23 protein-coding genes and 1 pseudogene are annotated in these 26,359 nt (G+C 59.9%); 9 read left to right on the top strand and 15 right to left on the bottom strand.

Annotation, left to right across the window (positions count from 1 at the left end):
* The first annotated feature begins 94 nt into the window (after nt 1–94).
* Entirely contained in the window at nt 95–853 is a 759-nt protein-coding gene (locus AC5YUO_RS11865; protein ID WP_496153438.1) for a HugZ family pyridoxamine 5'-phosphate oxidase, read from the top strand.
* Between the two features lie 215 nt (nt 854–1,068).
* Here the strand turns inward: AC5YUO_RS11865 and AC5YUO_RS11860 are convergent, their stop codons facing one another.
* The 3 genes from AC5YUO_RS11860 to AC5YUO_RS11850 form a co-directional block, all read right to left on the bottom strand.
* Nucleotides 1,069–1,410: a RidA family protein gene (locus AC5YUO_RS11860; RefSeq protein ID WP_400813277.1), complete on the bottom strand. Its 342-nt coding sequence runs from the start codon at nt 1,408–1,410 to the stop codon at nt 1,069–1,071.
* Between the two features lie 47 nt (nt 1,411–1,457).
* Nucleotides 1,458–1,796: a protein tyrosine phosphatase family protein gene (locus tag AC5YUO_RS11855; RefSeq protein WP_046798035.1), complete on the bottom strand. Its 339-nt coding sequence runs from the start codon at nt 1,794–1,796 to the stop codon at nt 1,458–1,460.
* A 117-nt stretch (nt 1,797–1,913) separates the two neighbouring features.
* Entirely contained in the window at nt 1,914–2,747 is an 834-nt protein-coding gene (locus AC5YUO_RS11850; RefSeq protein WP_496153437.1) for an aldose 1-epimerase family protein, read from the bottom strand.
* A gap of 155 nt (nt 2,748–2,902) precedes the next feature.
* Here AC5YUO_RS11850 and AC5YUO_RS11845 point away from each other — a divergent pair, with 155 nt between their 5' ends.
* A complete protein-coding gene (locus AC5YUO_RS11845; protein WP_496153436.1) occupies nt 2,903–4,297 on the top strand; it encodes a L,D-transpeptidase family protein in 1,395 nt (464 codons plus the stop codon).
* Between the two features lie 64 nt (nt 4,298–4,361).
* Here AC5YUO_RS11845 and AC5YUO_RS11840 read toward each other — a convergent pair whose 3' ends face one another.
* The 9 genes from AC5YUO_RS11840 to AC5YUO_RS11800 form a co-directional block, all read right to left on the bottom strand.
* On the bottom strand, nt 4,362–5,567 hold the full coding sequence (locus AC5YUO_RS11840; protein ID WP_496153435.1) for an MFS transporter: 1,206 nt from the start codon (nt 5,565–5,567) through the stop codon (nt 4,362–4,364).
* A 46-nt stretch (nt 5,568–5,613) separates the two neighbouring features.
* Nucleotides 5,614–6,261 (bottom strand): TetR/AcrR family transcriptional regulator, encoded by a 648-nt coding sequence (locus AC5YUO_RS11835; RefSeq protein WP_496153434.1) that lies wholly within the window; start codon nt 6,259–6,261, stop codon nt 5,614–5,616.
* Between the two features lie 148 nt (nt 6,262–6,409).
* Entirely contained in the window at nt 6,410–7,126 is a 717-nt protein-coding gene (locus tag AC5YUO_RS11830) for a ParA family protein (protein WP_496153433.1), read from the bottom strand.
* A gap of 165 nt (nt 7,127–7,291) precedes the next feature.
* Nucleotides 7,292–7,672, bottom strand: coding sequence for a hypothetical protein (locus AC5YUO_RS11825; RefSeq protein WP_496153432.1), 381 nt, complete (start codon nt 7,670–7,672; stop codon nt 7,292–7,294).
* 12 nt (nt 7,673–7,684) lie between these two features.
* Nucleotides 7,685–8,830, bottom strand: a complete 1,146-nt coding sequence (locus AC5YUO_RS11820; RefSeq protein ID WP_496153431.1) for an iron-containing alcohol dehydrogenase — start codon at nt 8,828–8,830, stop codon at nt 7,685–7,687.
* Nucleotides 8,827–10,215, bottom strand: a complete 1,389-nt coding sequence (locus tag AC5YUO_RS11815) for an aldehyde dehydrogenase family protein (protein ID WP_496153430.1) — start codon at nt 10,213–10,215, stop codon at nt 8,827–8,829. Before AC5YUO_RS11815 ends, AC5YUO_RS11820 begins: the two co-directional genes overlap by 4 nt.
* Before the next feature lie 18 nt (nt 10,216–10,233).
* Nucleotides 10,234–11,601, bottom strand: coding sequence for a glutamine synthetase family protein (locus AC5YUO_RS11810; RefSeq protein WP_496153429.1), 1,368 nt, complete (start codon nt 11,599–11,601; stop codon nt 10,234–10,236).
* Between the two features lie 65 nt (nt 11,602–11,666).
* Entirely contained in the window at nt 11,667–13,181 is a 1,515-nt protein-coding gene (locus tag AC5YUO_RS11805; protein WP_496153428.1) for an amino acid permease, read from the bottom strand.
* A 213-nt stretch (nt 13,182–13,394) separates the two neighbouring features.
* Nucleotides 13,395–14,168, bottom strand: coding sequence for an N-formylglutamate amidohydrolase (locus tag AC5YUO_RS11800; RefSeq protein WP_496153427.1), 774 nt, complete (start codon nt 14,166–14,168; stop codon nt 13,395–13,397).
* Between the two features lie 176 nt (nt 14,169–14,344).
* On the opposite strand from AC5YUO_RS11800, the gene AC5YUO_RS11795 reads away from it, so the two are divergent.
* From AC5YUO_RS11795 to AC5YUO_RS11770, 6 genes are all read left to right on the top strand, one after another.
* Nucleotides 14,345–15,223 (top strand): MurR/RpiR family transcriptional regulator, encoded by an 879-nt coding sequence (locus AC5YUO_RS11795; RefSeq protein WP_496153426.1) that lies wholly within the window; start codon nt 14,345–14,347, stop codon nt 15,221–15,223.
* Nucleotides 15,224–15,513: 290 nt separating this feature from the next.
* Nucleotides 15,514–16,620 carry an ABC transporter substrate-binding protein gene (locus AC5YUO_RS11790; protein WP_496153425.1) on the top strand — a complete coding sequence of 369 codons (1,107 nt, stop codon included), beginning with the start codon at nt 15,514–15,516 and terminating at the stop codon, nt 16,618–16,620.
* A gap of 98 nt (nt 16,621–16,718) precedes the next feature.
* A complete protein-coding gene (locus tag AC5YUO_RS11785) occupies nt 16,719–17,603 on the top strand; it encodes an ABC transporter permease (RefSeq protein WP_496153424.1) in 885 nt (294 codons plus the stop codon).
* On the top strand, nt 17,600–18,382 hold the full coding sequence (locus tag AC5YUO_RS11780; protein WP_496153423.1) for an ABC transporter permease: 783 nt from the start codon (nt 17,600–17,602) through the stop codon (nt 18,380–18,382). Before AC5YUO_RS11785 ends, AC5YUO_RS11780 begins: the two co-directional genes overlap by 4 nt.
* A gap of 13 nt (nt 18,383–18,395) precedes the next feature.
* Nucleotides 18,396–19,454: an ABC transporter ATP-binding protein gene (locus AC5YUO_RS11775; RefSeq protein ID WP_496153422.1), complete on the top strand. Its 1,059-nt coding sequence runs from the start codon at nt 18,396–18,398 to the stop codon at nt 19,452–19,454.
* 95 nt (nt 19,455–19,549) lie between these two features.
* Nucleotides 19,550–20,593, top strand: coding sequence for a zinc-dependent alcohol dehydrogenase family protein (locus AC5YUO_RS11770; RefSeq protein ID WP_496154855.1), 1,044 nt, complete (start codon nt 19,550–19,552; stop codon nt 20,591–20,593).
* 23 nt (nt 20,594–20,616) lie between these two features.
* On the opposite strand, the gene AC5YUO_RS11765 is transcribed toward AC5YUO_RS11770, so the two are convergent.
* Nucleotides 20,617–21,255: a hypothetical protein gene (locus AC5YUO_RS11765; RefSeq protein ID WP_496153421.1), complete on the bottom strand. Its 639-nt coding sequence runs from the start codon at nt 21,253–21,255 to the stop codon at nt 20,617–20,619.
* Between the two features lie 331 nt (nt 21,256–21,586).
* Here AC5YUO_RS11765 and AC5YUO_RS11760 point away from each other — a divergent pair.
* A pseudogene (locus AC5YUO_RS11760) lies at nt 21,587–21,772 on the top strand (AAA family ATPase); the annotation flags it as partial.
* A 175-nt stretch (nt 21,773–21,947) separates the two neighbouring features.
* On the opposite strand, the gene AC5YUO_RS11755 reads toward AC5YUO_RS11760, so the two are convergent.
* Both AC5YUO_RS11755 and metH read right to left on the bottom strand, forming a co-directional pair.
* Nucleotides 21,948–22,451 carry a GNAT family N-acetyltransferase gene (locus tag AC5YUO_RS11755; RefSeq protein WP_496153420.1) on the bottom strand — a complete coding sequence of 168 codons (504 nt, stop codon included), beginning with the start codon at nt 22,449–22,451 and terminating at the stop codon, nt 21,948–21,950.
* 91 nt (nt 22,452–22,542) lie between these two features.
* Nucleotides 22,543–26,316, bottom strand: a complete 3,774-nt coding sequence (gene metH, locus AC5YUO_RS11750; RefSeq protein WP_496153419.1) for a methionine synthase — start codon at nt 26,314–26,316, stop codon at nt 22,543–22,545.
* Between the last annotated feature and the right edge of the window lie 43 nt (nt 26,317–26,359).

Raw genomic sequence — 26,359 nt, 5'->3', positions numbered from 1 at the left:
AAAATTCATCGGTTGCAGATGCTCGGGACAGGCCCGAGCATGACGAACAGAGAGGTTCCACACTTCTCTCAGCAGCCTTGGATCAGGAAACGACATGCCGGATGTTGCCCCTCCCGTCATCACTCCACGCAGCGCGAAGATCGAGCCCTCGGCCGGCGCGCCCTTCGAGGCCGTGCGCGTGGCCCGCGATGTGCTGCACACATCCCGCACGGCAGCGCTCGCCACGCTCGATCCCGTCAGCGGTTATCCCTATACGACCGCCACCAATATCGGCATCGAGCCGGATGGCACACCGTTCTTCTTCGCAGCCGGGCTGACGCTGCACGCCCGCAACATGGAGGCCGACCCGCGCATCTCGCTGACGCTCGCTCCTTTCGGCAAGGGTGACGCGCTGACGCTGCCGCGGCTGACGCTGGTGGGCAAGGCGGAACAGATCAATCCGGATGAAGTGCCGCTTGCGCGGCAGCGCTACATCGCCCGTTACCCCAAGGCGAAACTTTATCTCTCCCTTCCCGACACGAGGCTTTACCGGCTGCGGACGGAAGGCGTGCAGATCAATGGCGGCCCGGCCCGCAATGCCAGCAACATCATCCCGGCCGATCTGCGCACCGACCTTTCCGGCGCAGACGAATTGATGGCGACGGCGGAAAGCGAATCGACCCGGCTCAACGCCATCAAGGGCGAAGCGGCCCGGCTGGCCGTTCTGTCCGGCGCAAAGACCGGCCGCTGGACGATCACCTCCATCGACCCTGATGGCATCGATCTCGCTTCGGCAAGCGATCTGGCGCGGCTGTGGTTTGCGGAACGGGTGATGACGTTGAAGCAGTTTGAGAAGGCCTTGCCCAGCTTTTGAAGTGAAAGGGTCAAGCGATTCGCAAATCTGGGACAATCGCCTCGCCTCCGTCATGCTCGGGCTTGTCCCGAGCATCTGCCACCTATCAATTTGCGATACGTGATTGGATACTCGGGACAAGCCCGAGCATGACGAAACGAAGGTTTTGATTGTCCCATCAAAAAAAGGCCGGGCCGCTTCCGCGACCCGGCCTTTCTCATAAATCAGTCCATTGCTCAGAGAGCAGCGGTCACGATGAATTCAACCTTGTAGTCCGGCGTTGCCAGCGCTGCTTCGCTGGTGGCGCGGGCCGGCGGGTTTGCCGGGTCGATCCAGCCTTCCCAGACGGCGTTCATTTCGCCGAAGGTGGACATGTCGGAGAGGTAGATGATGGTCTGCAGGATCTTCGACTTGTCGGAACCGGCAGCAGTCAGCAGGCGCTCGACTTCAGCGAGAGCCGACTTGCTCTGTTCCGTCACGCTGGTACCTTCGCCAACCTGGCCGGCCAGATAAACGGTGTTGCCGTGAACGACGGCGCCGCTCATGCGCTTGCCGGGCTCGATACGCTTGATGGTCATGGAAAACTCCTGTTGATTGGCATTAAAAATCGAAGATGCGCGGAAAATCAGCCGCGCAGGTGATGGGTCTTTTCGTAGATCGCCGTGGAGCGCGCGCCGGAACGGCAATAACCGAGCATCGGGCGCTGCAATTCGTCCAGCGCATCCACCATGCCGGCAACGGCATCGGCATCGACGCCATAACGGCCGACCGGCACATGCATGATGGTAAGCCCGAGCTGCTCGGCACGCTCGGCAATATCGGCGAAAAGTGGCTGGCCGTCTTCTTCGCCGTCAGGGCGGTGGCAGACGATCGACTTGAAGCCGAGTGCCTTCACCTCATCCAGATCGGCGACGCTGATCTGACCCGTTACCGAATATTCGTCGTCTATGCGCCTGATATCCATGTCATGCCTCCGCTGAAACCGGCGTCCGCGCCGCTGGCTGTCATCCGTGAAATCCGCATCCGATGTAAGCGGTCAAAACCCCTGCGTCAATGACGGGACATCTTCATTCGGTACGGCTCAGAGGATGGAAAAGCGCAGGCCGAAGGAACGGCTTTCGCCCGGCTGGAGAATATTGAACTCGCCGGCCGCCTCAAGCTCGCTCCGCCCCACCCAACGATGCGAAACCGGTTCGATGCCGAGCACATTGGCGGGGTCCTGCTGGTTCCGCCACATCTGCAGATAGGGCAAGGTCTCGGTGCGAAAACCGACGGTCAGTGTCTTTCCGCCGATGGCGGCAATCGGGCCAAGCTTCAATTCCGCCCATTCATCATTGCCGGCGGGAACGCAGAAGACATTGCCCGGCTCCTCGCCAAACCGCCAGCCATGGCCGCCACCATCCAGCATCGCGCCTTCAAGCCGCACGGCATCGTCAAACAGGCGGGCACCGATATTCATATGATACATCAGAAAGACCGGGATCGGCCGCCCCGACATGTTGACGATCCTGTCATCGAGACTGACTTCACCGCTTTCACCATCGATACGCCATGTCCGTTCCAGAAGCGCTGCGCCACCATCGGCAAGCTTCACGGGAACCCCGACGCGCGCCAGCGCATTGGTCTCATGAACGTCGAAGGCGATGATGGTCGCGGGATGTGAGGAGAAGGAGCCATGCAAGGGATACCGGCGCCCCTCGCGATCACCATCGATCGGCTCCGGATGACGGATATGATCGGGACCGCAGGTGAAGAGAAAGCCTTCCAGCGAATGATCGATGCGCACATCGCCATCGTCGGGAATGGCGCGGCCGGGCGCGATGTCGACGCCATCGACGACGCAGGCGCCAATATCGAAAACGGAGGTTTCATCGAGGAAAATGCGTGGCGATCTGCCGGCCTGAAACGAACGCAAGACAACCTCCCTGTGGCAGTAAAAACGCATGAATCACGGAAACGCTACTAGTCGTGACGGAAATTAAGATTGCATTAACCGCGAATTCACCTTTTTCACAATAGGGTCAAGATTGCGGTGTGTTTATCGGTGAACAAGCAAGGGATAGCAGAATCGTGAAACAGTTTCTTAACGCAGCTCTGGGTCTGACGGTCGCGCTGGCGTCGGTTTTCGCCCCGCTACAGGCTGGCGCGCAGCAGCGTTATGGCGATCAGCAGACGATGCTGGTCACGCCGGACGGTCGCGTGCTCGATTTCATGCCGGAGCGCGGCGATATCGTCATCAGCCGCGATGCGATGGGACGCACGGTGTTTTACGACCAGTACGGCAACCTGCTTGCCACCGAAATGCCCTCCGGTTACCAGCAGCAACGGCAGCAGGCGCGCCAGCAGCGCGACACCACCTATTATCCGCCCGCCCCCGGCGGCCAGTACCGTGAGCCGCAGCGCGACTATGGCTACCAGGACAATGGCAGCGTGCGCGATTACCGCGAATATCGCGGCGACGGTTCCGACGAGAATTTCTATACCGGTTCCGTTCCCGCACCCGGCGCGGTGGAAAGCGGGCCGCTCGGCCAGCCGATGCCCGGCGAAACCACCACGGCCGCCGTTCCGCAGCCGGACCACCTGATCGAGCGGCATACGCCGGTGACGACGCCGGTCAACCGCTCCCGGCAGGAGATCGTCGCGCTCCAGACCTTCCTCGACCGCGAGGGCATCTCGCCCGGCGTCATCGACGGCAAGATGGGCGACAACGTCAACAAGGCGATTGCCGCCTGGCAGGACATGACCGGCGAAAAGCTCGACCCCAACAATTCCGATGACATTCTGGAGCGGCTGCGCGCCTCCGGCGGCATGCCTATTGTCGACTACACCATTACCGCCGCCGACGCCGCCGGCCCCTATGTCGCCTCCATCCCGGACGATTATGCCGAGAAATCGCAGCTGCCCGCGCTCTCCTTTACCTCGACTTCGGAAGCGCTCGCCGAACGCTTCCACATGGACGAGAACTATCTGAAGGAACTGAACCCCGGCATCGATTTCTCCGTGCCCGGCACCATCATCAAGGTCGTCAATCCGGGCGAGACGAAAAAGGGACAGGTAGCCCGCATCGTCGCGCATAAGGGCATCAAGCAGGTCTTCGCTTACGGTCAGGACGGCAATCTGATCGCCGCCTATCCCGCCACCATCGGCTCCACGGATACACCTTCGCCAAGCGGCACGCACACGGTCGAGCGCATCGCGCTCAATCCCGGCTATACCTATAATCCAAAGATCAACTTCAAGCAGGGTCAGAACGACAAGATCCTGCAGATCCCACCGGGCCCGAACGGCCCCGTCGGTACGGTCTGGATCGCCCTGTCGAAGCCGACCTACGGCATTCACGGCACGCCGGAACCGTCCAAGATCGGCAAGACCAACAGCCACGGCTGTATCCGCCTGACCAACTGGGATGCGACGGAACTGGCGAAGATGGTCCGTCCGGGCGTTGTGGTCGAATTCGCGGAATAATCGACGGCAAGAAAAGGAAGAGCCCGGCGGATTGCGGTCCGCCGGGCTTTTTCGTTGATGGGCTTTATCCGCGCTTTTCCGTGAGGAAATAGAACAGCGCCGCCACCGGCAACGCAAAACCGATCCACGAAGCGGCGCTCCATTCACCGACCGCATAGGCCCAGCCGCCCACGGCGGAGCCGATGGCGCCGCCCATGAAGAACGTCGCCATATAGATGCCGTTCAGACGGCTGCGGAATTCCGCCCCGAGCGTGAAGATCGCGCGCTGGCCGAGCACCAGATTGGTGGTGACGCCGAAATCCAGAACGATGGCTGCGACGACCAGAATGGCGAGCGCCAGATGTGAGCCTTCAGGCGCCAGATGCGTGACGGCGAAGGAGAGCGCCACCGCCACCAGTGCAAAGAGGGTGGCGACACGCGTCCAGCCGCGATCGGCCATCCGCCCGGCAATCGGTGCCGCCACGGTGCCGGCCGCGCCGGCAAGGGCGAAGAGCGCGATCTCGCCCTGGCTGAGATTAAAATGCGGCCCGCTCAGATAGAGCGGCGTCGTGGTCCAGAACAGGCTGAAGGCGGCAAAGAGGAAAGCGTGGTAGATCGCCCGCCGCCGCAGGATCGGCGTGTGCAGGGCAAGCCTGCCCATCGAGGCCATCAACGCGCCATAGCTCAGCCGTGCTTCGGGCATGCGGACTGGCAGAAGCCGGAAAAGCACCACGGCAAGAAGGGCCATGACCGCCGCCGACGTCAGAAAGACGCCGCGCCAGGAAACCACTTCCGACAGCAGGCTGGAAACCGGCCGCGCCAGCATGATGCCGGCCATCAGCCCGCTCATGACATTGCCGACCACGCGCCCGCGAATGGCATGCGGCGCCATGTGCGCGGCATAGGGAACGATGACCTGCACCGCAACGGAACTGACGCCGACCAGAAAGGCGGCAATCAGGAACGGCGCCGCATGCGGTGCAAACGCCGCGGCGGCGAGCGACAACACCGCCATGGAGACCGAACTGACCACCAGCTTGCGGTTTTCAATGAGATCACCGAGCGGCACGACGAACAGCAGGCCGATACCATAACCGATCTGCGTCAGCGTCACGATCAGGCCGGTCGCGCCGGCGGAAAGACCGAGTTCCGCGCCGATAATGCCGGCAAGCGGCTGGCCATAATAAAGATTGGCTGCGATCAGCCCGCAGGCTGTCGCCAGCAAAAAGGTCAGTGCCGGGGAAATGGATGTTGTCTCGACATCATCCCCGTCAATTACACGCGTCGTCATCATTTTCTCCAATATGGAAACGAATGTTTCCTAAATAGTCACAAAATCAATCGGCAAGCTTCATGGCGATATCCACCACGGTCACCATGTCCTTGAAGCTGCGCCCGGTTTTTCCCACCACGCGCATGCCGTACATCATGCACAGCATCGCTCTAGCGAGATCATCCGGGTCGGCTTTCGAACGCACTGAACCATCCTTCTGCCCTTCGGTGATGAGACGGGCGACAATCCGTTCCCTCGCCTTCACGGCCCGCTCGACTACGACGGCAATGTCGTCATCCAGGGCGGCCAGATCGGCAGCCGCACCCACCACCAGACACCCATCCGAGCCCACACCGCCGTGGGATCGTTCGGCATAAAACATGAGGCCCGCTCTCAGACGCTCATAACCGGTCTCGCCACCGGCCACCGCCGCCTCGAAACGTTCGGTCTGCACGATCCTGTAGCGCTCCATCGTGGCGATGAAGATGGCTTTCTTGTCCTTGAAGGCCTTGTAGAGACTGCCCTGCGCCAGCTCCATCGCATCGGTGAGATCACCGACAGAGGTGGCGTGGTAACCGCGCCGGGAAAAAACACGGATCGCGCCGTCAAGCGCACGATCGAGATCGAACTCGCGCGGCCGGCCGCGATGGCGCTGTTCCTGGGCATGGGTGCGGGTCGTATTGGTCATGGCTGCAATATAGGAAACGATCATTTCCAAATCAAGTGGAAAAACTCACACCATGACGAGGCAATGGGAAGGGCCTGATGACGCGCCCTCCCCGACAATCATTTGCAGGGAAATTCATCCAGGAAATCTGGCGACGACGCCGCAAGAATCTACGGTCAGCCGAAGCAAAGGCTCAGGCTGCCTTGCGGGTGAAAAGACGTCCGGGCTGCGTTCCGAGCCGCGACAGGCGTTTCGGCATAAGCGCAGCAACCTCAGCGGCGAAAGCTTGCGCATTCTCCACGGCCTTGTCGGTATTGCTGACCTTGTCCTTATCGAGACAGAGGAGCGTGCCGCCATAATCGAAAATATCACGATAGGCCGCCCGCTCGACAATCGCCGTGTTGAGCACGGAGACGTTCTTTTCGGCGAGCAGCATCTTGACGAGCAGCAGCGAACGCGTCGCCACCATGGCGTTCACCCGCGTCAGCACGATGGAGTGGGCGATCGCCTTGCCCATCCTGCAGTTCAGGAACTCGATGTGATCGAGCACTTCGGCGGCACCCCGCGCATCCATGGCCGAGCCCTGAACCGGGATCAGAACATGATCGGAGATACCGAGCGCCATGGTCAGAAGCGGCGTTTTCGCGCCTGGCAGGTCGATGATGAAACAGTCGGTATTGGTTCTGTTCTCGCGAATATGGCCTTCGAGCGAAGCCATCGTCACATGCGAAATCACCGACAGATTTTCGATCTCGCCGGATAAGTCGTGCCAGCGGGAAATCCACAATTGCGGATCGGCATCCAGAACCGTCACGCGATGACCGCTGCGGGCCAGTTCGGTTGCCAGAAGCAGCACGGCCGTGGTTTTCCCGGCGCCGCCCTTGGTATTGGCAAAAGTGATGACTGACATGATACCCCCTGTTGGTCAGAGCCGTTTCATGCTCATTCACGCACCGACGCCTTCATGGTGCTTTCCACAATCTTAACGAACAGGGTTAACAAATGGCTAAGAACGGTTATGCCGGGCAACAGAAAGCCCGCGATTTGTAACGCGGGCTTCTTCCAGTTCAGTGGATTACGTCAGCTTGCGGCAGGAACCCACATCGTCCGCTCGCAGCCGACCGGCTTTGAGATCTTCATATTTGGGCAGATTCAGCGAACCGCCCAGCCTCTTCTCAACGGTATTGCGATCAAGCGAAATCATGCGCCCGGCACTGGTAAAGGACACCATGCCATTTTTTCCGGAATAGGCCATGGTCGCGCGCATCTCGCAAAAATAGCGGTCGGAGCCTTTCGACAGGTTCCAGCCCCGAATACCCGCCTTGTTGCTCGAGAGGGCTCCAACTTTATAGCCCTGCCCGGAAAGTTCCTTAAAAGAAGCAGCCTGCGCAACGACAGGCAAACCCAACAACGCCACCGCGACCAGTGACGAAAAAAGTGAAAATCTAGCGGTCACTCTGCCTACCCTTTAAAAGCAATCCTCGAACAACTTCCTGGTATTCTCAAGCGTCATCGGCACCGGATTGCCGCCGCAGCTCGGATCCTTGATCGCTTCTGCCGCGAGCTCGTCGATACGATCAGGCTTGATGCCCATGGCGGTCAGATTTTCCGGCACACCGAGTTCCTTGCGAAGCTCCAGCACATAGTCATAAAACCCGTCGAAACCGCCGGAAATGCCGAGATAGGCGGCCGCGCGGGCGATCTTGTCTTCGATGGCGGGACGGTTGAAACGCAGCACCGCCGGCATGACCACGGCATTGGTCATGCCGTGATGGGTGTTGTAGACGGCGCCGATCGGATGCGAGAGCGAGTGAATGGCGCCAAGACCCTTCTGGAAGGCAACCGCCCCCATCGCCGCCGCCGCCATCATGTTGGTGCGGGCTTCGATATCCGTGCCGTCCTTATAGGCGCGCGGCAGGAATTCCTTGACCAGCCGCAACCCCTCCAGCGCCACGCCGGCGCTCATCGGATGGAAGAACGGCGACGAATAGGCCTCGAGGCAATGCGCGAAGGCATCCATGCCCGTTCCCGCCGTGATGACCTTCGGCATGCCGACCGTGAGTTCCGGATCGCAGATGACGACGCCCGGCAAGAGCTTCGGATGGAAGATGATCTTCTTCACATGGGTCTGCGAATTGGTGATGACGCTGGCACGACCGACTTCCGAACCCGTACCAGCGGTTGTCGGAACGGCGACGATCGGCGCGATCTTGGAAGCGTCCGCCCGGGTCCACCAGTCACCGATATCCTCGAAATCCCAGACCGGACGCGTCTGCCCGGCCATGAAGGCGATGGTCTTGCCGAGATCGAGACCCGAGCCGCCGCCGAAGGCCACGACACCGTCATGGCCGCCATCGCGATAGACCTTAACACCCGCTTCCATGTTGATTTCGTTGGGGTTCGGATCGACCTCGGCAAAGATCGCCCGGCCGAGGCCCGCCTCTTCCAGCACGTCGAGCGCATGCGCGGTGATCGCCATATTGGCAAGGCCGCGATCCGTCACGAGAAGCGGCTTCTTGATGCCGAGCGTCTTGCAGGCTTCCGCCAGTTCCTTGATCCGGCCACGGCCAAGCTTGACGGCGGTGGGATAGCTCCAGTTGGCGACGATGTTCATTTCGTGACTTTCTTCAGATGGTAGGATTTCGGTCGGGTCAGGTTCTGGAAACCGAGGACGGAGAGCGAGCCGCCTCGGCCTGTCTCCTTGACACCGGTCCAGCAAAGGGCGGGATCGAGATAATCCGCACGGTTCATGAACACGGTGCCGGTTTCGATCTCGCGGCCGATGCGTCCCGCGCGGGCCGCATCCTGCGTCCAGAGCGAGGCGGTCAGACCGTATTTGCTGTCATTCATCAGCGCGATGGCTTCGTCGTCATTCCTCACTTTCATGATGCCAAGGGCCGGGCCGAAGGTTTCTTCGGTCATGAACTCCATGGAATGATCGACATTGACGAGGACCTGCGGCGCGACATATGCGCTCTCGCCGTCATCGGCGGGAAACAGCTTCGGATCGACCAGTGCCTTCGCACCCTTGGCAACGGCGTCAGCGATCTGCGCACGCACCACCTTGGCGAAACGCTTGTTGGCCATCGGTCCGAGCGTCGTTTCCTGTTCCAGCGGATTGCCGAGCTTGTAATTGGACACCCACGCCACCGACTTCTCGACGAATTCGTCATAGAGGTTTTCATTGACGTAGATGCGCTCGATACCGCAGCAGCATTGGCCGGAATTATAGGTCGCGCCGTCCATCAGCGTATCGACGGCACCGTCGAGATCGGCATCCTCCATCACATAACCGGGATCCTTGCCGCCAAGCTCAAGCCCGAGACCGGTAAAGGTGCCGGCAGCGGCGCGCTCGATGGCCCTGCCGCCTTCCACCGAACCGGTGAAATTGACGAAATTGAACAGGCCTTCGGAAATCAGCGCCGACGTCGTGCCATGGTCGAGGAAAACGTTGATGAAGACGTCTTCGGGCACGCCGGCCTCGACGAAAGCCCGCACCATACGTTCGCCGACGAGAAGCGTTTGCGCCGCATGTTTGATGACAACCGTATTGCCGGCCATCAAGGCGGGCGCGACCGTGTTGATCGCCGTCATATAGGGATAGTTCCACGGCGCGATGACGAAGACCACGCCATGCGCCTCGCGCTCGATGCGGCGTTCGAAATTGCCGCTTTCCTCGATAACGAGCGGCGCCAGCGCATCGGCGGCAATGGAGGCGACATAGTTGGAGCGCTCGTTGAATCCCCTAAACTCGCCGCCATAACGCACCGGACGGCCCATCATATGCGCCAGTTCCGGCACCACCTCCGCCACCATTTCATTGAGGCGCGCGACACCCTTCAGAACCAGCTGAACACGGTCCTCTAGCGGGCGCCGCGCCCAGTCCTTTTGCGCCTTGCGCGCCTTCGAAACGGCGGCCCGCGCCGCCTCCAGCGACATCGCCTCCCGCTCGGCATAAACCGAGCCATCGATGGGCGAGATATTCTGGATCATGGTCATGATGTTTTCCCGTAATGATTAGGCCCGTTCGAAACCGCGCGCCACTTCCCAGTCGGTCACGCGGCGGTCGTATTCTTCCTGTTCCCACCGTCCGGCATGGACGTAGTGATCGATCACATCGTCGCCAAAGGCGTTGCGCAGCATTGTCGATCCGTCCAGAAACGCGGTGGCGTCACGCAGGGTCTTGGGTATCTCGCGCACGTCCTTGCCGCCATAGGCATCGCCGACAAAAGCGGGCTCAAGTTCGAGTTTATTTTCGATGCCGTCAATGCCCGCCGCAAGCAAAGCCGCCATGGCGAGATAGGGATTGAGATCGGACCCGCCGACGCGGCACTCGATGCGGATGCCCTTGGTGCCTTCGCCGCAGAGACGATATCCCGCCGTGCGGTTGTCGAGGCTCCAGATCGCCTTGGTGGGCGCAAACGTGCCGGCCATGAACCGCTTGTAGGAATTGATGTAGGGCGCCAGAAAATAGGTAATCTCGCTGGCATGGGCCAGAAGCCCGGCAACATAGTGCCGCATCAGTTCCGACATACCGTGCTTGGCGTCCTTGTCGAGGAAGGCCGGTGTCTTGCCATCGGCGCTCCACAGCGACTGGTGAATATGCGAGGAACTGCCGGCGGCATTATAGTTCCACTTGGCGAGGAAGGTCACCGCCTTGCCCTTGGACCAGGCGATCTCCTTGGTAGCGTTTTTGATGATGGCGTGCCGGTCGGCCATGGTCAGCGCCTCGGCATAACGCACATTGATTTCCGCCTGGCCCGGAGACGCCTCACCCTTGGAGTTTTCGACCGGAATGCCGGCGCCCTGCAGGCCCTTGCGCAGCGCCCGCATGACATCCTCTTCCTTGGTCGTCTGGAAGATGTGGTAATCCTCGTTGTAACCGCTGGCGAGGTTCAGCCCTTTGTAGCCGCTGGCGCGCGCCGCATCGAAGGTCTGGTCGAACAGGAAGAATTCCAACTCGGTCGCCATATAGGCCTTCAGCCCCATGGCCTCCAGCCGCGCCACCTGCTTTTTCAACAGTGCGCGTGGCGAATGCGGCACCTCTTCATGGGTGTGGTGATCGAGCACGTCGCACAAAACCAGCGCCGTGCCTTCCAGCCACGGCACGCGCCGCAGCGTCGAAAGATCGGGTTTCAGCACATAGTCGCCATACCCCTTTTCCCAGCTGGAGGATTTGTAGCCGGGAACGGTTTCCATCTCCATGTCGGTGGCAAGCACGTAATTACAGCTATGGGTTTCCTCAAAGGCGCTTTCAACGAAGAATTCCGCCTGAAACCGTTTGCCCATCAGACGCCCCTGCATGTCGACAAGGCAGGCCAGAACCGTGTCGATGCGCCCCTCGGCGACATCCATTTTAAGCGCGTCGAATGTGTAGCTCGTCATTTTTGTCCGTTCCCTTTATTGCCGTGACCGGGCGGCCGGAATGCGGCCGCCCGTTTGTTCAAGCATCAGGCCTTTGCAGCCGCTGCGGCAACCGCAGCCTGCTTGTGCTCCAGCGCGAATTCCTCTTCCGGCGACAGGATGAGGCGGTGGCGTCCGACAAAGGCGAAATAGGCGATCGCCACGGCGAACCAGACCGCTACCCAGAGCACGCCCTTGGTGAAGTTCGGGTCCTGGATCTGGTAGAGCAGCGTGATGATGGCGATGATGATCGTCAGCACCGCGCCCGGAATGCCGAAGGGCGAGCGGAACGGCCGCTCGATATGCGGCAGGTTCTTCCGCAGCAGGATGAAGGAAATCGCCTGCATGATGTAGGAGAACATCGCACCGAACACCGCCATGTTCAAAAGCACGCTGCCGATGATGCTGCCGCCCTGTTCCGCACCCAGCGCGAACCAGATGACGAGCATGACCGCAAGACCGACAATCGCGCCGGAAATATTGGCCACGTATGGCGTGCGGTATTTGGAATGGGTAATCGACAGCACGGTTGGGAAATAACCCGCACGCGACAGCGAATAGATCTGCCGGCCCTGCGCATAGAGGATCGTATGGAAGCTGGCGATCAGGCCGGTAAGCGCAACGAGACCGAGCAGCACCACGCCGCCATCGCCGTAGATCGCCTTGAAACCATCAAGCAGCGGCTCCAGCGAGGAACCGAGATGGAACGCGCCGACGCCCGGCAGGGACGGGTTGAGCAGCACGATCATGAAAGCCGAAACCATCAGCGTCACCATGCCGAGGATGATGCCCTTCGGCATGTCGCGTTTCGGATCGACCGATTCTTCCGCCGCCAGCGGCAGCTGCTCGATGGCGAGGAACAGCCAGACCGCAAACGGCAGCGTGGCGAGAACGCCCGAGAAGCCGAAGGGGAAGAAGGAACCGCCGCCCTCTGGCAGTTCCACCGCCTTGCCGTCAGGTCCGACACCGATATTGAGCGCGAAACGCGAAAAATCGATGTTGGGAATGGCGCTGATCCAGAAGAACACCAGAACGGTAAGCGAAATCAAGGTAATGACCAGCGTCACCTTGAAGGAAAGCTCAAGCCCGAAGACGTTGAGCGCCAGAAAGATCGCGTAAAACGCTATCCACACGAAGGGTGAATAGGCCGGATCAAGGCCGAGAATGGAGTTCACATAGGCGGTGATGAAGGTGACGACGACCGCCGGCGTCAGCACATATTCGACATTCTCGCAAAGCCCGGTGATGAAGCCGCCCCAGGGACCCATGGCCGTGCGGGCGAAGGAATAGGCCGCACCGGTATGCGGAAGCGCCGGGCTCATTTCCGCGATGGAAAATGTCAGTCCGAGATACATGATGGCGATGATGATGCCCGCCACCAGCATGCCGCCCCAGCCGCCGGTGGAAAAGCCGAAATTCCATCCGGAAAAATGCCCTGATATGACCGCGCCGACGCCGAGCGACCAGAGTGACCACACGCCCGCATAACGGGATAGTCCGCGTTTTTCGAAGTAAGATGCATCAGCCTTCTTGTAGCTGACGCCTGACGATGAACTGTCCATGCCCTTCTCTCCTGAATAAGAAAAAAACAAGCCAGTCAGCCGTTATTGGCCGATTGTGCCCCAGTTTTTGGCTTCACCCGGGAGATCTCCCGCGATTGGCCGCACGCACTTGCTGTTCCCTTGCCGCTTCGCGCCTTGCCGGCTTTTTTAATGGCGGCAGTCTCATTTGGCAGCCGGCCCCGGTGTTTTCACCATCGGCCGGCCATAGCTCCCTCACTCATCGATCGATGAGAGCGCCTTCCCCATAAGCTCGTGGAGAAAAGCGGCGATTGCCGCCTGTTCTCCTTCATTGGTGATGAGATCGTTGCGGATCTCGATCATGACGTTCAAAAGCCCGTCCGGCAGCGCATGCAGCCGCAGCGTATGCGTCACACCGTCTTCCGGGCCATAGGGATCGTTGCGATTGACCGTGAGCGAGGCCCCTTCGGCGCCTGCCAGCATCGCATCCGCGAGGCGGCTGTCGCTATCGTGCAGGATGCCTATCTCAACCTTTCGGAACCGGCCGTGATAAACCGGCGTGAAACTGTGGATGGTCACCACCACCACCCTGCGGCCATCCGCCTGCCGCGCCGCGATGATCTCGCTCACCCGATCGTGAAACGGTACATAAAGCGCCGACGTGCGGGCGAACCGCTCCGCTTCGCTAAGATCGAAATTGCCGGGAATATCGTAAATCTCGCTTTTCACCGGCATGGCGGAAGGCGATTCGGGCGGCCGGTTGCAATCATAGACGAGGCGTGAAAACCGCTGATAAACGAGCGTGGCGTCAAACTTTTCCGAAAGCAGCCGGGCAACGGCCAGAGCACCCGGATCCCAGGCCGCATGGCTCGAAAGCACTTCGGGTGAAAGACCCAATGTTCCGTATTTTTGCGGAATGGTGGCGGAGGCATGTTCGCAGACGAGAAGGACATCGCCCTTCGCCGCAGCATTCTCGATGCCGACGGCCTGCCCTTCCGCTTCTGTGAAAAACCGTGACCGCACCGTCATGCACGAACCCCGCCCGGAAACCCCGCCGCCCCGTCAATGGCGAAAAGAATTCTTCACATTATCGCGAGTGTCAAATGGAATTTTGAAATTTTCTCTTCATTTTTCCCATTGACTCGATAGCTGGCACAGATGTTTATTTTAGCCATGCACCGGCAGAAGACCGGAAGGGGAAAAGTTTGCGCAGCACGACGGCGACCGTCTCGGATGTCATCCATGCCCATTACGACGCGTTGACCCGTTCGGAAAGGCGGCTGGCGGAAAGCCTGCTCGGCAACTACCCCGTCTCCGGCCTCGGCAGCATCACCACCATTGCGGAAAACGCCGGCGTTTCGACCCCAACGGTGGCACGCATGGTGCAGAAGCTCGGTTATAAGGGCTATCCGGAATTTCAGGCGCATCTGCACCAGGAACTGGAAGCGACGATCTCCGGCCCCATCGCCAAACATGACCGCTGGGCAACCAACGCGCCCGGCCTGCACATTCTCAACCGCTTTGCCGATGCCATCACCGGCAATCTGCGCGATACGCTTGGTGATCTCGACACCGCCGTCTTCGACAATGCCGCAGCGCTGCTTTCCGACCGCAAGCGCAGCATCTATTTCGTCGGCGGGCGGATCACCGGTGCGATTGCCGAATATTTCTTCACCCATATGCAGGTGATCCGGCCCAAGACGACGCTGATGTCGTCCAATTCCAGCGCGTGGCCGCAATATATGCTGAATATGAGCGCCGGCGACGTTCTGGTTATCTTCGACATCCGCCGCTACGAGCACGACATGACGACGCTGGCCAAGGTGGCCAAGGCCGACGGCGTGCAGATCATTCTCTTCACCGATCAATGGACATCGCCGGTGGCGCGCCACGCGCTGCACACTTTCCGCGTCAGGATCGAAGCTCCCTCGGCATGGGATTCCTCTGTCGTCACGCTGTTCGTGGTCGAAGCGCTGATCGAAGCGGTGCAGAACGGCACCTGGGATGAAACCAGGGAGCGCATGAACGCGCTGGAGGGCCTATTTGAACAGACGCGGCTGTTCCGCAGGCCGGACAAAACATGAAACTATATAGCCGGCAACTTGCTTGACGCGGATGCCGCTCGCTGATTGGATACCTGTCATCGCTACCAGCACGATAAAACAGGATAAGAAAGCAAGCTGGGGAACATATCTGACCACCACGGATGACGATGGGAATCTCCCGCAATTGCAGGCAAAAGGTCTGACGATGGCGGAAAACGGGCGTAAAGTGACGGAATCCGGATAAATAAATTGTAATCCAGCCGTCACATTAGCTTCATCGAGAATCCGTATCAGCGTCCGCAATATGAGAACACGAAGAGGAGAAAAAAGTGATCTCTCACTGCCGCCGACTGCTCGCTACGACCACTGCACTGGTCATCGCCTCCACCGCCATTGCCGCCGCTGAGCCGAGCGCCGAACTGATCGCCGCCGCCAAGAAGGAAGGCATGCTCACCACCGTCGCGCTGCCGCACGACTGGTGCGGTTACGGCGACGTCATCGCCGCTTTCAAGGCGAAGTACCCGGAAATCACCGTCAACGAACTGAACCCCGACGCCGGCTCTGCCGATGAAGTCGAAGCCATCAAGGCGAACAAGGACAACAAGGGCCCGCAGGCGCCTGACGTCGTCGACGTCGGTCTCGCTTTCGGCCCGCAGATGAAGGCCGAAGGCCTGCTGCAGCCCTACAAGGTCTCCACCTGGGATGAAATCCCTGACAACGTCAAGGATGCAGACGGCTACTGGTACGGCGACTATTACGGCGTCATGTCGATGTTCGTGAACAAGGACCTCGTCAAGAACACGCCGAAGGACTGGGCCGACCTGCTGAAGCCGGAATATTCCGGTCAGGTCGCTCTTGCCGGTCCTCCGCTGACATCTAACCAGGCAATTCTCGGTGTTCTCGCCGCAGGTCTCGGCCAGGGTGCGAAGTCCGGCAAAGAAGCCGGCGAAGCCGGTCTGAAGTATTTCGCCGACCTCAACAAGGCAGGCAACTTCGTTCCGACCGTTGGCAAGGCCGGTACGCTGGCGCAGGGCTCGACACCGATCATCATCGCCTGGGACTATAACGCCCTGTCCTGGAAGAAGACGCTGAACGACAACCCGCCGACGGAAGTCGTCGTGCCTGAGAAGGGCGTTCTGGCCGGCGTTTACGTTCAGGGCATTTCCGCCTACGCGCCGCATCCGAACGCCGCAAAGCTGTGGATGGAGCATCTCTATTCGGACGACGGTCAGCTCGGCTGGCTGAAGGGCTATTGCCACCCGATCCGCTTCAACGCCATGGTCAAGGCCGGCAAGGTTCCGCAGGAACTGATCGACAGCCTGCCGCCGGCAGCCGCCTATGAAAAGGCAATCTTCCCGACCCTCGAGGAAGTCGATGCCAACAAGGCTGCCGTCACCGGCGGCTGGGACAAGACCGTCGGCGCAAACGTCAAGTAAGTTGTTAAGAAGCACCCCGGCTAAATAAAAGCCGGGGTGCTTCTTTCGTAATAACCGCAATATATAGACCGTTTTGAAACGGCGTGTGGGGACAAGGCATGCCATCAACCAACACCGGCGGATCATCCGACGCGGGCAGAAAGCTGCCGCTTCATTGGATAGGTGTGCTGCCATTCGTCGTCTTTGTTGCGATGTTTTTGATTTTGCCGACGATGAAGATCGTCATCGGTGCCTTTCAGAATCCGAGCGGCAGTTTCACGCTCGCCAATATCGCAGGGCTTTTTACGCCGTCCATCATGGGCGCCTTTACGATCTCGATAAAAATTAGTCTGGCTTCCTCATTATTGGGATGCCTGATCGGCTTTTCGGTGGCCGCGGCCGTTATACTCGGCGGTCTTCCGAGCGTGTTGCGCGGGCCGCTGATGACATTTTCCGGTGTTGCGTCACAATTTGCCGGCGTGCCGCTGGCCTTTGCATTTCTGGCGACCCTCGGCCCAGTCGGCATATTGACGGTGTTCCTGAAATCCCAGCTCGGAATAGACCTCCGGTTGATGGGCTTCAATCTCATCTCCTTCTGGGGACTGACAATTACCTATCTCTTCTTTCAAATCCCGCTCATGATCCTGATCATCGCTCCCGCCCTGGACGGGCTGAAGCGCGAATGGCGTGAGGCTGCGGAAGTTCTCGGCGCGACGGGAACCCAATATTGGCGGTTTATCGCGTTTCCCATCTTGCTGCCGTCGCTGCTGGGTACATTCGCTCTGCTGTTCGCAAATGCCTTCGGTGCCGTCGCGACGGCAATCGCGCTCACTGGCTCCTCGCTGAACATCGCCCCTATCCTGCTTTTTGCCCAGATACGCGGCGACGTGCTCGGTGACCCACATCTCGGTTACGCACTCGCCTTCGGCATGATCGTCGTCACCGGCATCGCCAATGCGCTTTATATCTGGCTGCGCGCCCGCAGCGAAAGGTGGCTGAAATGAAGCGTTTCCTCGCCTGGGGCGCGCTGATCTTCGGCCTGCTCTATTTCGCCCTGCCGCTGATCGGCATGACCAACTTCTCGCTGAAAATGCGGCGCGGCGAATATTCCTTCGACGCCTATGGCAAGGTGCTGACCGATCCGCGTTTCCAGGAAACTTTCAGCTATTCGGTGGTGATGGCGCTGTTCACCATCGTCTTCGGTGTTCTGCTCGTCGTGCCCACCGCCTATTGGGTGCGCCTGAAACTGCCGGGCCTGCGCCCCTATATCGAATTCATCACGCTGCTACCGCTGGTCATTCCGGCCATCGTCATCGTGTTCGGTTATATCAGGCTCTACAACACCTCGAGCTGGCTGCCGCTGACCGGCACGACCTTCGGCACCAACCTTCTTCTGATGTTCGGTTACGCCACGCTTGCCCTGCCCTACATGTACCGCGCCGTCGACACCGGTCTTAGAACCATCGATGTCTCGACGCTCACGGAAGCGGCGCAGAGCCTCGGCGCGGGCTGGACGACCATCCTGTCGCGTATCATCTTGCCCAATGTGCTGGTCGCCGTGCTGTCGGGCGCGTTTTTGACCTTCGCCATCGTCATCGGTGAATTCACCATGGCGGCCCTTTTGAACCGCCCGGCCTTTGGCCCCTACATGCAGCTGCTCGGCGCCAACCGCGCCTATGAACCGGCAGCGCTTGCCGTGATTTCCTTCGGCATCACCTGGGGTTGCCTCGGTCTGATCCAACTCGTTTCCCGCTACCAGAAGGGCGCGCCTCCCAAGGCCTGAGGACAAGATTTTCATGAGCTTTTTGACACTTAGCAACATCAAGAAATCCTTCGGCTCCGTGCAGGTCGTGCATGATTTCAACATGGCCATCGAAAAGGGCGAGTTCGTCTCCTTTCTCGGGCCGTCGGGCTGCGGCAAGACCACCGTGCTGCGCATGATCGCCGGTTTCGAAACCCCGAGCGGCGGATCGATCGTCATCAACGGCAAGGACCAGACGGCGCTGCGGCCCAACCAGCGCAATATCGGCATGGTGTTCCAGGCCTATGCGCTGTTCCCGAACATGAATGTCTATGAGAACGTCGCCTTCGGTCTGAAGGTCGCCGGCAAGCCAAAAGCCGAGATCGACGCCCGCGTGAAGGAAATGCTCCAGCTCATCCATCTGGAACATCTGGCCGACCGTTATCCCTATCAGATGTCCGGCGGCCAGCAGCAGCGCGTGGCGCTCGCCCGCGCATTGGCCCCGAAGCCGGAAGTGCTCCTGCTGGATGAACCGCTCTCCGCGCTCGACGCCAAGATCCGCGTCTCGCTGCGTGAGGAAATTCGCCAGATTCAACAGAAACTCGGCATCACCACCATCTTCGTGACCCACGATCAGGAAGAGGCCCTGTCGATCTCCGACCGTATCGTCGTGATGAATGGCGGCCGCGCCGACCAGATCGGTTCGCCCTTCGATATCTATAACAAACCCGCCACCCGTTTCGTCGCCTCCTTCGTCGGCACGCTGAACCTCATCGACGCCATCGTGGTGGATTCCTCGTCCAACACCATCCGTGTCGGAGAGCAGCAGATCACCCTGCCGAAACCGGTCGATGCGGCGAATGGCGAAAAAATCACGCTGGCGCTTCGCCCGGAAGCGGGCTCGCTCGGCAGCGACGCGAAAGGCGATGTTGCCATTTCCGGCCTCGTCACCTCCAGCCAGTTCCTCGGCTCCGTCATCCGCACCCGCCTCGATCTCGGCGGCTCCACCCTGTCTTTCGATATGTTCAATGATCCCGGCACAGCCCCCCCTGCCGTCGGTGAGCAGGTGACGCTGAAATTCGCGGCCGGTGACCTGATGCTCATCAAGGACTAAAGCGCTTTTCCAGACGCAAAACCGCTTCGCCCATTTGCGGGAAATGGTAGAGCAGGTATGACTTCGAACCTGCATACCAACACTATGAGGCCATGATGCGCGCGCTTTATTACGAACGATTCGGCGAGACCCCGGTTGTCGCGTCCCTGCCCGATCCGGAACCGGCCGATGGGGGCGTGGTCATAGAGGTAAAGGCGACCGGTCTCTGCCGCAGCGACTGGCACGGCTGGATGGGGCATGATCCGGATATTCGCCTGCCGCATGTTCCCGGCCACGAATTCGCGGGGGTGATCGCCGCCGTCGGCAAGAACGTCACCCGCTTCAAGACCGGCGACCGCGTCACGGTGCCCTTCGTCTCCGGCTGCGGCCATTGCCATGAATGCCGTTCCGGCAACCAGCAGGTCTGCGAGGCCCAATTCCAGCCCGGCTTCACCCATTGGGGTTCCTTCGCCGAATATGTCGCCATCGACTATGCGGATCAGAACCTCGTGCATCTGCCTGATACAATGAGCTACGCCACCGCCGCCGGTCTCGGCTGCCGTTTTGCCACCTCTTTCCGGGCGGTGACGGATCAGGGACGCCTGAAGGGCGGCGAATGGCTGGCGGTCCATGGCTGCGGTGGTGTTGGCCTTTCCGCCATCATGATCGGCGCTGGCCTCGGCGCACAGGTTGTCGCCATCGATATTGCCGAAGACAAACTCGAACTCGCCCGGCAACTCGGCGCGTCCGCCACCATCAACAGCCGCATGGTCGCCGATGTTTCAGAGGCGGTGCGGGAAGTGACGGGTGGCGGCGCCCATGTCTCCGTCGATGCGCTTGGCCATCCGCAGACCTGCTGCAATTCCATCAGCAACCTGCGCCGGCGCGGCCGGCATGTGCAGGTGGGGCTGATGCTGGCCGATCACGCCATGCCCGCCATTCCCATGGCCCGTGTGATCGCGCACGAACTGGAGATTTACGGCAGCCACGGCATGCAGGCATGGCGCTACGAGGACATGCTGGCGATGATCGAAAGCGGCAGGCTCGCGCCGGAAAAACTGATCGGCCGCCATATAAGCCTCACCGAAGCCGCAACCGCGCTGCCCGCCATGGACAGTTTCAGGGAAAGCGGCATCAGCATCATCGACCGGTTCGAATAACCGCCGGTCGCAGCCGTTTCTTGTCAGGCGCTCCTGCGTCCGAAAGCCCGGACAGGAGCGCCTGTCCGGGGTGATGCCGGCACAGTAGCTGGCATCGGGCTGCTCTCGGCATGATTGCTCTCGGTGTCGCTCCACTGGCGTCGCACCAATTGCTTCTTGCGGACCGTCAGCGGATCGACCTCCGCCGCCGGGTCATTGTCAATGACAGAAGGCGTCGCCAGCGACCGGGCAAACCCCCGGATGAATTGCAACCCCTTGTGGATGAACACAAAAAGACCGACCGCCAGCACGGCGATGAAAACCACAAAACCCCAGCGACCGTTCTCCTCCTTACGGGCCGCCCGTTCCATGCGGTGCTTGGTCGTGGGATCGAAACCAAGTACCGCCTTCAGCCTCGCAATATCTGCGTCGCTGAGTTTGCTGTAGCGGTCGCCGTGATAGAGAACGTAAACATTGCCATTGCTGCTGTTCAGATAGCCGAGATCGAAGGCTTTGCCTTCCCGAAGAAAAGCGGCGGTGTTCGGCAGATCATAAACGAGATCGATCGTCTCGCCGCCGCCAAATCCGGGAATGGCAAATAGTCGAACCTTCCGCGCCTCCGCCTCGCTCGCGGATATCGCGGACAACAAGGAGGCGTAAAAAAATAACACTATATAGTTCATTCATTCCCCACAACAGCAATGAGAATGAGTGACGATTGACATGCCTACCTTAATTCAAAGTATATACTCGAAATAATCTTTTAATAATGCACGTATTATTCGGACAAGCAGGAGGAATTATAATATATTAGCGAAATATACTATACCTCCTCCTAATAAATAGAACTATTGCAACAGGCCTATGCGGTGAGGTTTACACCAGCACATGAACACCATTGGCGCAGGCCACACACCCCGTTAAACTCCAGCCACAATCACCCGCTTCAAGCCTTGATGACGAGCCGGGGCGCAACACCTCCGAACAGGACGGATTATTGGCAAGGAACGCGACATGCTGTTTCTCGACAGCGTAACCATGAAAGAGACCCCGGACGGAAGAGACGCCTATCCCTTCTCCGTTCCGGCGCTGCGCCATCTGGAACGCCTCGAATTCAAGACGCCGATCACCTTTTTTGCCGGCAATAACGGCTCCGGCAAATCGACGCTGCTGGAAGGGCTCGCGGCGGGAATGACGTCACCGAACGCCGTTATGGAAAACATCGCTTCCAGCGACGCCTCCTCGACCGTCCGTTGAAATACCTGAACGATCAGGCGCTGATAGGGCCAAGCCGTCGGGGGTCTAAAAATCGGCCCTATGTTTTGGGGATGGATTGCAAGCCATTCGGAAAGAATCGTTATCCGTTTGCCGGCGCTTAACCGCGATGCGGACGAGCGATCGAGTAGATGACCTGGCGCTCCCCGTAGCGCCACGTCTCTTTTTTGAAACTCATACCGAGTCGCTCCAGCAGACGCCGCGACGGCAGATTCGCGGCTTGCGTTTCCGCCACCAGATGCTCGTAACCAAGGCATTGAAAAGCATGGAAAATGACCGCCGCCGCCGTTTCGGCGGCAATCCCCCTACCCCATACAACCGGGGCGAACTCATATGACAGTTCCATATCCTCGCTATCATGATGCGGCGCGATCCCCACCAGCCCGACACATCCCGCTGGCTCGCCGCCGTCCAATTGAACCGTCCAGCAGTGACGGTCGGTTCGACTGACGAGAATGGAATCCGCCCGCTCTTGCGCCTTGGATAGTGAAAGAGGCCCTCCCAGATAGCGTCTGACATGAGGATCAAGCGCCAAAGCAACGATCTGCCACCTGTCCACATTTTCAGGCGCGCGGAGAACGCAACGCATCGTCCTCAATGTCATTTGCCGCAGAACCCTTGCGACGGAGTGTTCAACTCAGGTTCGATCATTGTAAATCCAACTTGCCCTGCTGTCTTCCTCTCCGCGTGTGCCTTCAAGCCGCGCTGTCGATTTTCTCTTCGCCGTTGGTCGGCACGTAATTCAGTACCGGTCCGAGCCAACGCTCCACTTCTCCCACCGGCATATCCTTGCGGCGCGCATAGTCGAGAACCTGATCACGCTCCACCTTGGCAACACCGAAATAATAGCTCTCGGGGTGGCCAATATAAATACCGGAGACGGAGGAGCCGGGCCACATGGCGTAGCTTTCCGTCAGCTCCACACCCGCCGCATTGGTGGCATCGAGCAGGGCGAACAGCGTCTTCTTTTCCGTATGGTCAGGCTGTGCCGGATAGCCGGGTGCCGGGCGAATACCGGCATAGGCTTCCGAAATCAGCTCCTCGCCATTGAAGTTTTCCTGCGGCGCATAACCCCAGAATTCGGTGCGCACCCGCTCATGCATACGCTCGGCAAAGGCTTCGGCGAAACGGTCGGCCAGCGCCTTGACGAGAATGGACGAATAATCGTCATTGGCCCGCTCGAAACGCTCGGCAATCGCCACTTCCTCAATACCCGCCGTCACCACGAAGCCGCCGACATAATCGGCAACGCCGCTATCGACGGGCGCAACGAAATCGGACAGCGCCACATTGGGACGGCCATCGCGCTTGGAAAGCTGCTGGCGCAGCGTGAAGAAGGTGGCAAGCTCTTCGCCACGGCCTTCATCCGTAAACAGGCGGATATCGTCACCGACGGCATTGGCCGGCCAGAAGCCGATCACCGCCCGCGGCCGGAACCACTTTTCCTCGATGATCTTCTTCAGCATGGCCTGCGCATCGGCATAAAGCTGGCGCGCCGCCTCGCCCTGCTTTTCGTCGTCGAGAATGGCCGGGAAACGGCCCTTTAATTCCCAAGTCTGGAAGAACGGCGTCCAGTCGATGTAACGGGAAAGCTCCTCCAGATCGTAGGTTTCGAACACCTTGGTGCCGAAGAACTGCGGCTTGACCGGCGCATAGCCAGACCAGTCGATCTTATGCGCATTCTCCCGGGCGCGGGAAAGCGGCAGGCGCTGCTTCTCGCGCTCGTTGCGGGCATGGGCCTCAGCCACCTTGGCATATTCAGTGCGGATGCCATCGATATAATCGGGCTTCTGCTCTGCGGAGAGAAGCGCGGAAACGACACCCACCGCACGCGAAGCATCGGTGACATAGATCGCCTGCCCCTGCTCGTAACGCGGATGGATTTTGACCGCCGTATGCACGCGGCTCGTCGTTGCCCCGCCGATCAGCAGCGGAATCTCGAAACCCTGACGCTCCATCTCGGCCGCAACATGCACCATCTCGTCCAGCGATGGGGTGATCAGGCCGGAGAGGCCGATCACATCCACCTTTTCCGCAATCGCCGTTTCGAGGATTTTCGTCGTCGGCACCATGACGCCGAGATCGATGATCTCGTAATTGTTGCAGGCGAGAACGACGCCGACGATATTTTTGCCGATATCGTGCACATCGCCCTTCACGGTCGCCATCAGCACCTTACCGGCGGCACTGCGTTCCGCCCCGCCGTTCTGGCGTTTTTCCTCTTCCATGTAAGGAAGCAGCACGGCAACCGCCTGCTTCATCACGCGGGCGGATTTCACCACCTGCGGCAGGAACATCTTGCCGGACCCGAACAGGTCGCCGACCACGTTCATGCCGGCCATCAGGGGGCCTTCGATAACGTGCAGCGGACGCTCCGCCTTCTGGCGCGCCTCTTCCGTATCGGCCTCGATATAGTCGGTGATGCCATTGACCAACGCATGTTCCAGACGCTTCTCGACCGGCAGTTCGCGCCAGGAAAGGTCCTGCACCTTGGTATCCTTGGCGCCTGTGCCACGGAAACGCTCCGCGACCTCCAGCAGCCGCTCCGTCGCGTCGTCACGCCGGTTCAGCACCACGTCCTCGCAGGCCTCGCGCAGCTCGGGATCGATATTGTCGTAAACCGCAAGCTGACCGGCATTGACGATGCCCATATCCATGCCGACCTGAATGGCGTGGTAAAGGAACACGGCATGCATCGCCTCACGCACGGGCTCGTTGCCGCGGAAGGAGAAGGACAGGTTGGAAACGCCGCCGGAAATATGCGTGAGCGGCATGGTTTCGCGGATGGTCTTGGTGGCCTCGATGAAGTCCACGCCGTAATTATTGTGCTCCTCGATACCCGTCGCCACCGCAAACACGTTCGGATCGAAGATGATGTCTTCCGGCGACAGGCCAGCCTTTTCGGTCAGGAGCTTATAGGCGCGCGCGCAGATTTCCACCTTGCGCTGATAGGTATCCGCCTGCCCAACCTCGTCAAAGGCCATGACGACAACCGCCGCACCGTAATTGTGAACGAGCCGCGCCTGCTGGAGAAACTTCTCCTCGCCTTCCTTCAGCGAAATCGAGTTCACGATCGACTTGCCCTGAACACATTTCAGGCCGGCCTCGATGATCTCGAATTTCGAGCTATCGATCATGACGGGTACGCGGGCGATGTCAGGCTCGGCGGCGATGAGGTTCAGAAACTCCACCATCGCCTTTTCGGAATCGATCAGGCCCTCATCCATGTTGATGTCGATGATCTGCGCGCCGTTTTCCACCTGATCGCGGGCAACAGCCAGCGCCGCCGTATAATCGCCGGCGGTGATGAGCTTGCGGAAGCGGGCAGAACCGGTGACGTTGGTGCGCTCGCCGACATTGACGAAGGGAATATCCTTGGTCAGCACGAAGGGCTCGAGGCCCGAAAGCGACATGAACGGCTTGTGTTCGGGGATCGGACGCGGCTTGTAATCCTTGACCGCTTCGGCAATCGCCCGGATATGCTCCGGCGTGGAACCGCAGCAACCGCCGACGATGTTGACGAGACCGTCGCGAACGAAGCCCTCGACCTGACGCGCCATCATCTCGGGCGTTTCGTCATACTGACCGAATTCGTTCGGCAGGCCGGCATTCGGATAGGCGCAGACGAAGGTATCGGCCACGTCGGACAGTTCCTGAAGATGCGGACGCATCGCGTCGGCACCCAGCGCGCAGTTCAGGCCGATGGTGAAGGGATTGGCGTGGCGCACCGAGTTCCAGAAGGCGGACGGCGTCTGGCCGGACAGAGTACGGCCGGAAAGGTCGGTGATCGTGCCCGAGATCATCACCGGCAGGCGAATGCCCTTCGCCTCGAAACGCTCCTCGCAGGCAAAGATCGCCGCCTTGGCGTTCAGCGTATCGAAGATCGTCTCGATCAGGATGATATCGGCGCCGCCGTCGATCAAGCCATCGATCTGCTCGCCATAGGCAATGCGCAGGTCGTCAAAACTGACGGCGCGAAAACCGGGATTGTTGACGTCAGGCGAAATGGAGGCCGTGCGGTTGGTCGGGCCGATGGCGCCCGCCACGAAACGGCGGCGACCATCTTCGCGTTCGGCGCGCTGGGCAGCGCGGCGGACGATCTGCGCGCCCTCTCGGTTGAGATCGTAGACGGCATTTTCCATCTCGTAATCGGCCTGGGCGATGCGCGTCGACGAAAACGTGTTGGTTTCGAGGATATCCGCGCCCGCCATGGCGTAGCGATAATGGATTTCCTCGATGGCATCCGGCTGGGTCAGGATCAGAAGGTCATTGTTGCCCTTCTGGTGACAGGCGCAGCCGATAAAACGGTCGCCACGAAAATGGTCTTCGTCAAAACCCAGCCCCTGGATCTGTGTGCCCATGGCGCCGTCGAGAATGAGGATGCGTTCGCTGGCGGCCTCGCGCAGCGCCTTGAAAATTTCCGCGCCGTCACGCTTTGCCCCTTCAGGGCCGAACAGATCGTCAAACACGGGCACACTCCTCATTTCGATTTGCAAGATCGCAAGCCGTCAA

Source organism: Agrobacterium sp. LEGMi-208b, from assembly GCF_059511785.1.
The sequence above is the reverse complement of the archived record's forward strand: the minus strand, read 5'-3'. Positions and strand labels throughout refer to the sequence as shown.

Bases quoted from the DNA above. Each gene is read 5' to 3' on its own strand.
- AC5YUO_RS11865 (WP_496153438.1), top strand. From the start codon at position 95: ATGCCGGATGTTGCCCCTCCCGTCATCACTCCACGCAGCGCGAAGATC.
- AC5YUO_RS11860 (WP_400813277.1), bottom strand. From the start codon at position 1,410: ATGACCATCAAGCGTATCGAGCCCGGCAAGCGCATGAGCGGCGCCGTC.
- AC5YUO_RS11855 (WP_046798035.1), bottom strand. From the start codon at position 1,796: ATGGATATCAGGCGCATAGACGACGAATATTCGGTAACGGGTCAGATC.
- AC5YUO_RS11840 (WP_496153435.1), bottom strand. From the start codon at position 5,567: ATGACGACGCGTGTAATTGACGGGGATGATGTCGAGACAACATCCATT.
- AC5YUO_RS11835 (WP_496153434.1), bottom strand. From the start codon at position 6,261: ATGATCGTTTCCTATATTGCAGCCATGACCAATACGACCCGCACCCAT.
- AC5YUO_RS11830 (WP_496153433.1), bottom strand. From the start codon at position 7,126: ATGTCAGTCATCACTTTTGCCAATACCAAGGGCGGCGCCGGGAAAACC.
- AC5YUO_RS11820 (WP_496153431.1), bottom strand. From the start codon at position 8,830: ATGAACATCGTCGCCAACTGGAGCTATCCCACCGCCGTCAAGCTTGGC.
- AC5YUO_RS11815 (WP_496153430.1), bottom strand. From the start codon at position 10,215: ATGACCATGATCCAGAATATCTCGCCCATCGATGGCTCGGTTTATGCC.
- AC5YUO_RS11810 (WP_496153429.1), bottom strand. From the start codon at position 11,601: ATGACGAGCTACACATTCGACGCGCTTAAAATGGATGTCGCCGAGGGG.
- AC5YUO_RS11805 (WP_496153428.1), bottom strand. From the start codon at position 13,181: ATGGACAGTTCATCGTCAGGCGTCAGCTACAAGAAGGCTGATGCATCT.
- AC5YUO_RS11800 (WP_496153427.1), bottom strand. From the start codon at position 14,168: ATGACGGTGCGGTCACGGTTTTTCACAGAAGCGGAAGGGCAGGCCGTC.
- AC5YUO_RS11785 (WP_496153424.1), top strand. From the start codon at position 16,719: ATGCCATCAACCAACACCGGCGGATCATCCGACGCGGGCAGAAAGCTG.
- AC5YUO_RS11780 (WP_496153423.1), top strand. From the start codon at position 17,600: ATGAAGCGTTTCCTCGCCTGGGGCGCGCTGATCTTCGGCCTGCTCTAT.
- AC5YUO_RS11775 (WP_496153422.1), top strand. From the start codon at position 18,396: ATGAGCTTTTTGACACTTAGCAACATCAAGAAATCCTTCGGCTCCGTG.
- AC5YUO_RS11770 (WP_496154855.1), top strand. From the start codon at position 19,550: ATGCGCGCGCTTTATTACGAACGATTCGGCGAGACCCCGGTTGTCGCG.
- AC5YUO_RS11765 (WP_496153421.1), bottom strand. From the start codon at position 21,255: ATGAACTATATAGTGTTATTTTTTTACGCCTCCTTGTTGTCCGCGATA.
- AC5YUO_RS11755 (WP_496153420.1), bottom strand. From the start codon at position 22,451: ATGACATTGAGGACGATGCGTTGCGTTCTCCGCGCGCCTGAAAATGTG.